This window comes from Streptomyces sp. ATCC 21386 (assembly GCF_018728545.1).
Classification (GTDB): Bacteria; Actinomycetota; Actinomycetes; order Streptomycetales; family Streptomycetaceae; genus Streptomyces.
Map to the genome: position 1 here is coordinate 1 of NZ_JAAVVL010000007.1, position 6,192 is coordinate 6,192.

General features: G+C 72.5%; 5 protein-coding genes. All 5 read left to right on the top strand.

Going from position 1 to position 6,192, the window contains the following annotated elements; genetic code table 11:
• The coding region (locus tag GWK25_RS43025; RefSeq protein ID WP_251830828.1) for a M20/M25/M40 family metallo-hydrolase at nt 1-1,874 on the top strand (1,874 nt) is incomplete at its 5' end.
• Nucleotides 1,871-2,692 (top strand): thiamine pyrophosphate-dependent enzyme, encoded by an 822-nt coding sequence (locus tag GWK25_RS43030; RefSeq protein ID WP_215458174.1) that lies wholly within the window; start codon nt 1,871-1,873, stop codon nt 2,690-2,692. The genes GWK25_RS43025 and GWK25_RS43030, both read left to right, overlap by 4 nt.
• A complete protein-coding gene (locus GWK25_RS43035) occupies nt 2,689-3,720 on the top strand; it encodes a transketolase family protein (protein ID WP_251830829.1) in 1,032 nt (343 codons plus the stop codon). Before GWK25_RS43030 ends, GWK25_RS43035 begins: the two co-directional genes overlap by 4 nt.
• Before the next feature lie 33 nt (nt 3,721-3,753).
• Nucleotides 3,754-5,007, top strand: a complete 1,254-nt coding sequence (locus tag GWK25_RS43040; RefSeq protein WP_215458176.1) for an ATP-grasp domain-containing protein — start codon at nt 3,754-3,756, stop codon at nt 5,005-5,007.
• A partial coding sequence (locus GWK25_RS43045) for a hydrolase (RefSeq protein WP_215458178.1) occupies nt 5,004-6,192 on the top strand: 1,189 nt, incomplete at its 3' end. The genes GWK25_RS43040 and GWK25_RS43045, both read left to right, overlap by 4 nt.

Sequence of the window (6,192 nt, forward strand, 5' to 3'; positions counted from 1 at the left end):
CCCTTCGTTCCAGCCGCCCCCTCTACGTGGTCAAGGCCGGCAGCGCCACGCTCGATCGCGGCGCCATCCACAAGGAGCTCGCCGATCTGGTGGCCCGGGGCGCCCGCGTGCTGCTCGTGGCCGGCGGGGCCACCGGGATCGAGCGGCACTACGCCGCGATCGACCGGCCCATGCCGCACCTGCGGCTGGCCAACGGAGACTCCGTGCGGTACTGCCCGCCGGAGGAGATGACCCACCTGGTCGACGCCTACGAGCGGGTGACCCTGCCCGCCGTGGAGCGGGAGCTGCGCGCGCTCGGGCTCAGTGTGTTCACCTCCGTCGCCGCGCGCGGCGGGCTGGTGAGCGGCAGGGCCAACCGGCCGCTGAAGGCGGTGTCCGGCGAGGGCCGGACCCTGGTCGTCCGCGACCACCGGGCCGGTGTGCCGACGGGTGTCGACGTCGACGGGCTGACCGCGCTGCTGGAGGCGTACGACGTCGTCTGTCTGTCGCCGCCGGTCGCCGACCCGGCGGGTGGCGCCCCGCTGAACGTGGACGCCGACGTGCTCGCCGCCGTGCTGACCGGCGCGCTCGGCGCCGACCATCTGCGGCTGGTCACCGGCACCGCCGGACTGCTGACCGACCCGTCCGTCCCCGACTCCACGCTGTACGACGCCTATCCGGGCGAGGGCGCGAAGTACGCGGGCGGCAGGATGCGGCAGAAGGTGCGGGCCGCCGAGATCGCCATGAAGGACAGCGGCGCCGACGTCGCCATCACCGGCCCGCACACGATGGGCGTACCGTCCGGCTGGACCCGGTTCTGGCGCACGAAGGAACCGGCGGCCGACCTCGGGCTGCTCACCCGGGTCGCCTGTGTGCCGTCGGTGTCGCGGGATGAGGCCGAACTCGCCGTCTACCTGGCCGAGTGGTGCCGGGAGCGCGGCATCGACGCCCATGTGGACGAGGTCGGCAACCTCGTCGCGACCCGGGGCGACGGCCCCCGGCGACTGCTGCTCCTCGGTCACCTCGACACGGTTCCGCACCACTGGCCGGCCGAGTGGCGCGAGGGCGAACTGTGGGCGCGGGGCAGCGTCGACGCCAAGGGCAGCCTGGCGAACTTCCTGGAGGTGCTCGCCCACGCGGACCTCCCCGAGGACGCCCAGCTGCGTGTGGTCGGCGCCGTCGAGGAGGAGATCTCCTCCTCCAAGGGCGCCTTCCACGTCCGTGACCGGTACCCGGCCGACGCCGTCGTCATCGGCGAGCCCAGCGGCTCGGCCACCCTGACCCTCGGCTACTTCGGGCTGTTCAAGCTCCGGATCACGGCGTCCGTGGCCAGCGGCCACTCCGCCGGGATGGACGCCGTGTCCGCGCCGGACCACCTGATCGACGTCCTCGGCCGGATCCGGGCGTCGGTGCTCGCCGAGGCGCCTGACGCGCTCAGCGCGGTCATCGACGTCCACGCGGAGAACGGGCGCGAGCGCTCGACCGCCGTCGGGATCCTCAACTTCCGGGTGCCGCCCAAGGCCGACGTGGCGGCGCTCACGGCCGCCGCGCTGGGGCACGCCGCCGACGACGTGCGCGTCGAGGTGCTGCGGGCCACCCCCGGGCACGCCGGCGGGCGGTCGAGCGCGCTGGTCAAGGTCTTCACCCGGGCCTTCGCGCAGGCCGGGATCAGGCCCCGCTTCGTGGTGAAGAAGGGCACGTCCGACATGAACACGCTGGCCACCACCTGGCACGACGTCCCGATGGTGGCGTACGGCCCCGGCGACTCCGCCCTGGACCACACCGACGAGGAACGCATCGACCCCATGGAGTACCGCACCGCCCGCAGCCTGCTCGCCGACGCGGTCCACCGCTGGTTCACCCTGTCCGCCGCGCCCGAGGGGGGCCGACGATGACCACGGCCGTACTCGAAGACCTCCAGGCCGGCGACGACGTGACGGCCACGCTCGCCGAACGGGCCGTCCAGGCAAGGCGGTTGGTGGTCGACATGGCGGCGAGCCCGCGCGGGTGCCACCTCGGCGGCAGTCTCTCCGTCCTCGACATCCTGATCGCCGCCCTGCACCGGGCCTCCGCCGGCGACGGCACCGAGGTCGTCCTCAGCAAGGGCCACGCGGCCGCCGGGCTCTACGCGGCCCTGCACGTCAGCGGGATCCTGCCGGAGAACCCGGCCCCGCTGTACGGCCTCGCCGGCCACCCCTACACCGGCCACCCCGGCCCCAAGGTGCCCGGTGTCCGCTTCCCCACCGGCAGCCTCGGCCACGGTGTCCCGTACGCCGCCGGCTGGGCGCTCTCGCAGCGGCTGCGCGGGCGGCACGGACTCGGCATCGCGGTCGCCGGGGACGGCGAGCTGCAGGAGGGCCTGGTCTGGGAGACCTGCCAGGTCGCCGCCGCGCAGGAGCTCGGCAACTTCGTCCTCGTCGTCGACCGCAACGGCGGCCAGAACGACGGCATGGTCGCCGACATCTCCCCGCTGCCCCGGCTCGCCGAGCGCTTCGCCGCGTTCGGGTTCGACGTCACGGAGGTGGACGGCCACGACCTGGGCGCCCTCACCGCCCTCCTGGCGGCGGACCGGACGGCCGCCCGCCGCCCCCTCGCGGTCGTCGCCGACACCGTCAAGGGCAAGGGCGTACGGGCCGTCGAGGGCAAGGCCGGCTGCCACTACGTGACCATCGACCAGGCGCGCGCCGCCAAGTGGAAGCGAGCGATCCGATGACCCTCTCGGCAACCGCGGCAATCGCGACCCGCACGGCGACCGTGGCCCCCGCGACCATTTCGCCCCCCACCGACGAGCGGCCGGTGACCCTCTCCGGCCGCGACGCCTACCGGGACGAGCTGACCCGGCTCGCCGCCTCCGACGACACGATCGTCTGCCTGGAGGCGGACCTGGGCGGCAAGGGACACCCCTTCCAGGCCGCCCACCCGGAGCGTTTCTTCAACCTCGGGATCGCCGAGGGCGCCATGGTCGACATGGCGGCGGGCCTCGCGGCAGGCGGCCACAAGCCGTTCGTGAGCACCTTCGCCCCGTTCGCCGCCCTGCGCGCCGCCGAGAGCCTGAAGCTGACGCTCGGCTACCTGGCCGCCGGTGTCACGGTCGTCGCGCCCTACGCCGGTGTCTCCGGCGCCTGGTTCGGGACCACCCACCACTGCCTGGAGGACCTGGCGATCCTGCGCAGCGTGCCGGGCGTGACCATCGCCGCCCCCTACGGCGACGCCGAGATGCGCGCGGTGGTCCGGGAGGCGGTCCGCTCCGGACGCCCGCACTACATCCGTACGGGACGCAACGCGACGTACGAGTCCCTGTCGGTGACCGGAGACGAACTCCCGCTGGTCAACTGGGAGTTCGACGCCACCGCCACCACCGCCACCACCGCCACGACCGCCACCGCCCTGGACCCCGTCTGTCTCGTCTCCGTCGGCGAGGAGGGCACCCGTCTCGCCCTCGACGCCCGGCGGACCGTGCCCGGCACCTCCCACGCGCACCTCGTCTACCTGGACCACGAGAACCTGACGCGCGCCGCCGCCGAACTCGCCCGCCGGCACTCCCGGTTCGTGGTCGTCGAGGAGCACCGGGGCCAGGGCGGCGTCGCGGAGGCGCTCGCGCTGCTGCTGCCGCAGTGCCGGGTCACGTCCGTCAGCGCGGACCGGAGCTGGCCCTCCCAGGGCGGCGACCACGGCGAGGTCATGGCCGCGCTGGGGCTGGACCTGCCCGCCGTACTGGACGCGCTGGTCCCCACGAACTGATCACCCCCACACACCTCTTCAAGGAGTCCTGACATGCACATCCTCATGATCGAATGCAACCCCAACGGCATGGCCGGTATCGCCAACGCGCTGGACCTCGGCCACGACGTCACCCTCGTCTCGGTCGACCCCGACTTCTACCTCGCCGTCTCCCCGCTCACCGAGGCCGCCTACGCGCACCCCAACTGCCGGGTCGTCAAGAGCGAGAAGGCCTTCTCCATCGAGGAGCTGACCGCCCTGGCCCGCGAGGTGCACGCCGAGCGTCCGGTGCACGGTGTGACCACGTACAGCGAGTACCACACCGTCCACACCGCCGCCGTCGCCGAGGCGCTGGGCCTGCCCGGGATGAGCGTCGACGGCGCCCGCAACGCCCGCCACAAGCACCTCACCCGCCTCACCCTCGACGGCACGGGCATCCGGCAGCCGCGCTTCGCGCACGTCTCGGACCCGACGAAGGTCGAGGCGGCCGTCCGCGAGATCGGCTTCCCCTGTGTGGTCAAGCCGTCCGACGGCACCGCCAGCCTGCACGTCCTGCACCTGAAGGACGAGGACGACCTGACCGCCTACCTCGCCGAACTGGCGGAGGTCGTCGACTACGGACGCGGCGTCGTCCGCATCCCCGACATCCTGATCGAGGAGTTCGTCACCGGCGAGCTGATCTCCGTCGAGTCGTGCGTCCTCGGCAAGGGCGAGGTCGTCAACCTCGGTCTGACCGACCGCCCGCTGAGCGGCTTCCCGCACTTCATCGAGATGGGCGCCACCTACTTCACCGGACACCCGCTCCAGGACGAGCTGTTCGCGATGACCACCAAGGTCCTCGACGAACTGGGCGTCGACTTCGGCTTCATCCACACCGAGTTCCTGCTGGGCCCCGACGGCCCGGTGCTGTGCGAGGTCAACGGCCGGCTCATCGGCGGCATCGTGCCGAGCCTGATGCAGATCAGCTCCGGCGTCGACGCCTACCTGGAGGTCATCCGCCAGGCCCTCGGCGAGCGCCCCGAACTGCCCTTCCCCGGCGAGACCATCGCGGGCGGCCACTGGTTCGGCTCCCCGGTCGCCGGCACGGTCGAGTCCATCGGCTTCGACGGCCTGACGGACCTGCCCGGCTTCCACAGCGCCCTCGCCTACAAGAAGCCCGGCGTCGAGGTCAGCCGCCTCTCCAAGAGCAACTTCGACTGGATCGGCCACATCATCTTCACCGGCACCGACCGCGACGAGGTCAACAAGCGCAACGAGGAGGCCCTGGACGCCATCGACCTGCGCCTGAAGGTCGAGGTGGCCCGATGAGCGAGGCCGTACGCGGCCTGACGGGACCGGTCACCCTGCGCGGGGTGGCCGTCCCGGCCCTCGACCCCGAGGCGCTGTACGACGTCACCACCGAGAACGGCGTCTTCACGGCCTTCACGAGGACCGGCCCCCGGCAGGGCGGCGAGCACGAGCTCTGGCCCGGCTACACCGAGACCCACGCCCATGTCTCGCTCCCCGCGAACTGGGACGACACGGTCGAGGACCCCCGGATCGTGGCCCTGCAGTACCTCTACCACGGGGTCACCCACGTCGTGGACATGTTCGGTTTCCCGCTGGTCGCCGACGCCTGGGCGGCCGGCCGGGAGGCCTCCCCGTGGCCGTACCCGGAGATCGTGCACTGCGGCTACGCGGTGACGGCGACGACCGACGCGGCCGGCCGCACCGGCCACGGCGTCGAGTTCCCGGCCCCGGTGTACATGCTGGCCGTCGAGTCCGACCTCGACCACGCCCTGCGCGCCAACGCCGAACGCGGCGGCACCTTCCTGAAGGTGATGTTCACCGACGGCACCGAACAGCCCGGCAGCCCGGTCCGCTTCTCCCGCCTCTCGGAGCGGGTCCTGAGCTTCACCGCCCGCATGGCCCGGGAACGCGGTGTCACGGCGGTCATCGACTGCAACACCCTCCAGGAGACCCGCTGGGCGTACGAGTGCGGCTTCCGCCTCTTCGCGCACACCGTGCGCGACCGCACCCTCGACGAGATCGACTGGAAGGAGTTCGAGGGGGCGCGGTTCGTGTCCACCCTGGCCGGCCTCCGCCCGATGATCATGACGGGCGAGGAGTTCCTGACCGAATACTCCCGCGAGGGCTTCGCCGAGACCCAGGACGTCCGCAACCTCGACTTCGTCAAGGGCATCGAGAAGCCGTACGGCATCGAGTACGGCGTCCAGGAGACCCGCACCGCCGCCCTCGCCGACATGCGCCGCAACGCCCTCGCGGCCCTCGGCCGGGGCGATCTGCTGGTCGGCACCGACTCCGGCAACACCGGCGCCTACCACGGCTACTCCCTGCTCAGCGAACTGGACCTGCTGCGCGGCGACGACGCCTCGCTGGACGGAATGCTGCGCCACCAGGCCACGGTCGGCGGCCGCCACTATTTCGCCGAGCTGAGCGGCGACACGACGGCCGCGCACCCCCTGAGCGTGGGCTGTCTCATATACACATCTC